The sequence below is a fragment of the Actinomadura soli genome, from assembly GCF_005889715.1.
Classification (GTDB): domain Bacteria; phylum Actinomycetota; class Actinomycetes; order Streptosporangiales; family Streptosporangiaceae; genus Spirillospora; species Spirillospora soli.
On record NZ_VCKW01000426.1, the window covers coordinates 1 to 4,506 of the forward strand.

Annotated in this window: 5 protein-coding genes; 3 read left to right on the top strand and 2 right to left on the bottom strand. The window is 70.7% G+C overall.

Going from position 1 to position 4,506, the window contains the following annotated elements; genetic code table 11:
- Nucleotides 1-153 precede the first annotated feature (153 nt).
- Nucleotides 154-615: an enoyl-CoA hydratase-related protein gene (locus tag ETD83_RS39725; RefSeq protein ID WP_138650414.1), complete on the bottom strand. Its 462-nt coding sequence runs from the start codon at nt 613-615 to the stop codon at nt 154-156.
- 4 nt (nt 616-619) lie between these two features.
- On the bottom strand, nt 620-1,522 hold the full coding sequence (locus tag ETD83_RS39730) for an SDR family oxidoreductase (protein WP_138650415.1): 903 nt from the start codon (nt 1,520-1,522) through the stop codon (nt 620-622).
- A gap of 232 nt (nt 1,523-1,754) precedes the next feature.
- On the opposite strand from ETD83_RS39730, the gene ETD83_RS39735 reads away from it, so the two are divergent.
- From ETD83_RS39735 to ETD83_RS39745, 3 genes are all read left to right on the top strand, one after another.
- On the top strand, nt 1,755-2,822 hold the full coding sequence (locus ETD83_RS39735) for an NAD(P)H-dependent amine dehydrogenase family protein (RefSeq protein ID WP_138650416.1): 1,068 nt from the start codon (nt 1,755-1,757) through the stop codon (nt 2,820-2,822).
- Nucleotides 2,823-2,849: 27 nt separating this feature from the next.
- Nucleotides 2,850-3,758: a glutathione S-transferase family protein gene (locus tag ETD83_RS39740; RefSeq protein WP_138650417.1), complete on the top strand. Its 909-nt coding sequence runs from the start codon at nt 2,850-2,852 to the stop codon at nt 3,756-3,758.
- Between the two features lie 61 nt (nt 3,759-3,819).
- Nucleotides 3,820-4,491, top strand: coding sequence for an AIM24 family protein (locus tag ETD83_RS39745; RefSeq protein ID WP_138650418.1), 672 nt, complete (start codon nt 3,820-3,822; stop codon nt 4,489-4,491).
- Nucleotides 4,492-4,506 lie beyond the last annotated feature (15 nt).

Below are 4,506 nucleotides of genomic sequence, written 5' to 3' on the forward strand. Positions count from 1 at the left end.
ACCCGGCCCTGGCCCGCCTGGCCGCCCTCCGCTACGTCGAGGCCCTCTCCCTGGCCCTGGCCGATTAGCCCAGGGGGGCGACCCCCTGGAACCCCCGTCACGGTCGGGTCTTGTCCGGGTCAGGGGTGTTGTGGCTCGTCCAGGGTCGGGGGCTCAGCGGTTCTTGAAGTCTGGGGGGCGTTTCTGGAGGGTGGCGGTCATGCCCTCGGCCAGGTCCTCGGTGAAGAAGGCGAGGGTCTGGACGGCCGTCTCCGCCATGAGCTGGCGGCGGAGGCCCGGGGCGTCCAGGGACGCGTTGAGCAGCTCCTTCGTGCGGCGCAGGCCGTAGGGAGACTTGGTGAGGAGGTCGTCGGCCAGGGCGTGCGCGGCGTCCAGGTCCGCGGCCTCGGGAGTGATCTCCGTGATGAGGCCGAGGGCGTCGGCGCGGGTCACGTCCAGGCGCTGGGCGCGGTAGGAGATCTCCGCGGCCTTCGCCGGGCCGACGAGCCGGGGCAGCAGCCAGGACAGGCCGCAGTCGCCCGCGGACAGGCCGAGGTCGACGGCGTTCAGGCGCTCCGGACGGGACAGGGCGATCGTGAGCACCCCGTCCCGCCGGTCGAGCGTGATCGCGCTCAACGGCTCAGGAGCCGAGCTGCCGGATCAGCGGGCCCATCTGCTCCATCGCGTTGTTGTGCACGGTCATCGGCGCGTCCGCGTTGATCGCCGCCCAGTTGTCGCGGACGTCCTCCACCGACAGCGTCTCGTTCTGCCCGTAGCCGGGGCCCTCCGTGACGAAGATCTTCGCGATGCGGCCGCCGCCGACGGTGTAGACCTCGCCGGAGTCCTGGGTGGACTCGTGGACGAGGTAGGCGACGAGCGGCGTGACCTGCTCGACGCCGAGCCGGTCGGCGAAGTCGGCGGGCAGCAGGTCCTCGGTCATCCGGGTCCACGCGACCGGTGCGATCGCGTTGGCCTTGATGTCGTACTTGACGCCCTCGTGGGCGAGGGTCTTGGTGAACCCGACCAGGCCCATCTTGGCGGTGGCGTAGTTGGCCTGGCCGAAGTTGCCGAACAGGCCCGCCGGGGACGAGGTGTTCACGATCCGCCCGTACCCGTTCTCGCGCAGGTGCGGCCAGGCGGCGCTGGAGACGAGGAACGAGCCGCGCAGGTGGACGGCGATGACCGCGTCCCACTCGTCCGGGGTCATGTTCTTGAAGGACCGGTCGCGCAGGATGCCGGCGTTGTTGATCAGGATGTCGATCTTGCCGAACGCGTCCAGCGCGGTCTGGACGATCGACTCCGCGCCCTCGGGCGTCGCGACGTTGCCGGGGTTCGCGACGGCCTCGCCGCCGCTCTTCTTGATCTCGTCCGCGACCTCCTGGGCGGGCCCGGCGGAGGCGCCGCTGCCGGACCGGTCGCCGCCGAGGTCGTTGACGACGACCTTGGCGCCGCGCGCGGCGAGCTCCAGCGCGTGCCGCCGGCCGAGGCCGTGGCCCGCCCCGGTCACGACCGCCACCCGGCCGTCGTAGCGCAGTTCCGACATCACAGTCTCCTCACATGCACCGACTCTCCCCCGGGTGACCACCCGGGGTTACCCAGTGGTACCACCGAACCGAATCCCGCTCGGCCGCGCCCCCCGATTTTTCTCCGCCCATCTGGACGTTACTTCGCTCCTGCGTACGATGGGACACGGGAAGAAAGTTTCACCGAATGCCGCTTTTCGCCCGTTGCCGGGCGTCGTCCCCCTCGCGAGGAGCCACGGAGGTCCCGTCCCGATGAGCCCCGCCGACGCGTTCTCGCCGAACCCCCGCCCGTACCGGGTCGTGCAGTGGGCGACGGGCACGCTGGGGCGGTGCGTGATCACGGGCGTCCTCGACCGGCCCGACATGGAGCTGGCCGGCGCCTGGGCGCACGACCCCGCCAAGGCGGGCGCCGACGCCGGAACGCTCGCCGGGCGGGGCCCGGTCGGCGTCGCCGCCACCGGCGAGGTGCAGGAGATCCTCGACCTGGACGCCGACTGCGTCGTCTACGCCCCGACCCCGGCGCTCGACCGCTACGCCGAGCTCGACCTGGTCTGCTCGCTGCTGGCGTCCGGCAAGAACGTGATCTGCACCAACGGCTACGTCTACCCGCAGGCGCACGGCCCGCAGTTCGCGAACGAGCTGGAGCAGGCGTGCAAGCGGGGCGGCGCGTCCGTGCACGGCAGCGGGATCAGCAACGGCTTCATGGCGGACGTGATGCCGCTGGTCCTGTCGCGGCTGTCCGGGCGGATCACCCACGTGTACGCCCGCGAGTGCTTCGACTTCACCCGGCACCCGTCCTGGCAGATGGTCCACCACACGATCGGCTTCGGGAAGGGCGAGGACGCCTACCTGCGCGCGCTGCGGCCCAACCGCACCGCGATGCGGGGGCTGTTCGCCGAGAGCCTGCACCTCGTCGCGGCCGGGCTCGGCGCCGACCTGGACGAGATCGACATGGACGTCGAGCACCGCCTCGCCCGCACCGACCTCGCCACCGCCGCCGGGCCGATCCCGCGCGGGACGGTCGCCGCGGTCCGCTGGACGTTCAGCGGCATCGCCGCCGGACGGCCCGTGATCACGGTCGAGGTCGTCCACAAGGCGGACGCCGCCCGGATGCCCGACGAGTGGGGCCGCCCCGGCTACTCGCTCCGCGTGGAGGGCCACCCGTCCCTCACCCTGGCGGGCGACGAGACCTGGGTGTCCGACCCGATCTCCGCCGCGGCCGCGCACGTGCTCAACTCCGTCCCGGTGGTCTGCGCGGCGCCGCCCGGCATCCGCACCCACCTGGACCTGCCGATGATCTGCGGCCGCATGCGAGTCTGAGAGAGAGCACACGGAAGGGAGCGCGTCATGACCGCACAGGAGGTCGAGAGCGGACGGTTCGTCCGGCAGGCCAACCGGTTCACCGAACGGATCACGGCGGACGGCGCCGGCGGCTTCCCGGCCGAACCCGGCCGCTACCGGCTCTTCGTGTCGTACGCGTGCCCGTGGGCGCAGCGCAGCATGATCGTCCGGCGGCTGCTGGGCCTGGAGGACGTGATCGGCCTCGCCGTCGTCGACCCCATCCGGGACGAGCGCGGCTGGCGGATCCCCGGCCGCGACCCCGTCACCGGCGCGGAGTTCCTCTCCGAGCTGTACCTGGACACCGACCCGTCGTTCGAGGGCCGCTACACCGTCCCCTGCATCTGGGACACCCGGACGAAGCGCCTGGTCACCAACGACTTCCCGAACATCACCACCACGATGGAGACGGAATTCACGGCGTACCACCGTCCCGGCGCGCCCGACCTGTACCCGGAGGCCCTCCGCCCCGAGATCGACGAGCTGAACGGCGTCGTCTACACGACCGTCAACAACGGCGTCTACAAGGCCGGGTTCGCCACCGCGCAGGCCGCCTACGACGAGGCCGTCGACGCCCTCTTCAGAACCCTCGACGACCTCGAAGAACGCCTCTCCGGCCGGCGCTACCTGTTCGGCGACCGGATCACCGAGGCCGACGTCCGCCTCTACACCACGCTCGCCCGCTTCGACGCCGTCTACTACTCGCACTTCAAGTGCAACCTGCGCCGCCTGGTCGACTACCCGAACCTGTGGGCCTACGCCCGCGACCTGTACTCGGTTCCCGCCTTCGGCGACACGACGGACTTCGACCACATCAAGCGCCACTACTACGTGACGCACCGCCACATCAACCCGACCGGCATCGTCCCCAAGGGACCCCTCGTCGGCTGGGCGACCCCGCACAACCGGGAACGTTGACCTCATCCCCTCGTTATGCTGGCGGTTCTCCAGTAATCCGCACGAGAGGCACGACCCGACCATGCGCAGCCAATTCTTCGGAAACCTCGACCAGGGCCAGCAGCTTCCCGGCCACTTCGCGCTCCAGAACTCCAAGATGCTCCGGATCCACCTCAACGGGGACGTCCTGGCCCGGCAGGGGTCCATGGTCGCCTTCCAGGGCCAGATGGAGTTCGACTACGAGGGCTCCGGCGGCCTCGGCAAGTTCATGAAGAAGGCGCTGACCGGTGAGGGCGTGCCCCTGATGCGCGTCAAGGGCCAGGGCCTGCTGTTCTGTGCGAACGACGCCGACGACATTCACCTCTTCTACCTTGAGAACGAGGGCATGACCGTCAACGGCAAGAACATCCTCGCCTACGACTCGCATCTGCAGTCGGACATCCAGCGCGTCCAGGGCGCGGGGATCGCGGCGGGCGGGCTGTTCAACACCACCCTGACCGGTACCGGCTGGGTCGCCCTCACCACCCACGGCACCCCCGTCATGCTCGACTGCGGGCGCGCCCCCACCTTCGCCGACGGCCAGTCCGCCGTGGCGTGGAGCACCAGCCTCCAGGTCGGCGTCAACCGCACCTTCAAGGCGGGCGCCCTCATCGGACGCGGCAGCGGCGAGGCCATGCAGCTCGCCTACCAGGGCCAGGGCTTCGTCCTCATCCAGGCCAGCGAGGGCCCGACCGTCGCCCCCCACACCCACTGATCCCCTGCACAAACC